The 404-nt window shown below is 36.6% G+C and carries 1 protein-coding gene; it reads right to left on the reverse strand.

Annotated elements, in window-relative coordinates; translation table 11 throughout:
• Positions 1–115 precede the first annotated feature (115 nt).
• The coding region (locus MD535_RS25885) for a DUF7659 family protein (protein WP_265678142.1) at positions 116–404 on the reverse strand (289 nt) is incomplete at its 5' end.

Genomic DNA, 404 nt, shown 5'->3' on the forward strand with positions numbered 1-404 from the left:
TTTCTTCGTTACCTGATGTAACATTTTTAATGTTCATTTTATTTACCCCTGTATTTAAATTGAATTTGCCTTGATATTTGATACAGCAAATATCAAGGCGCTTTACTTTTAGCGTTTAATAAACGTCTTCCGTTTTACGAATGTGATTAAACACCTCATACACTTCATCGTAAGAAATGCCATACCCTTCGAGCTTTTCGACACAATCACAAATGTCATTGGTATAGAAACACTCGTGATTGAATAGCTCACGGCGAATGATCGCTTTTTTACCATTCTCTTCGATGTCTTCGGCGATCCCTTCTTGAGCAATAGAATCTAAACGGGTCATTAATTGCTTCGCATTATCAACAGGGCAAATTAAACCCATACCTAACGACGCATATTTCACGCCCTCTTTTTTT

The sequence above is a fragment of the Vibrio qingdaonensis genome (genome assembly GCF_026191675.1).
Lineage (GTDB): Bacteria > Pseudomonadota > Gammaproteobacteria > Enterobacterales > Vibrionaceae > Vibrio > Vibrio qingdaonensis.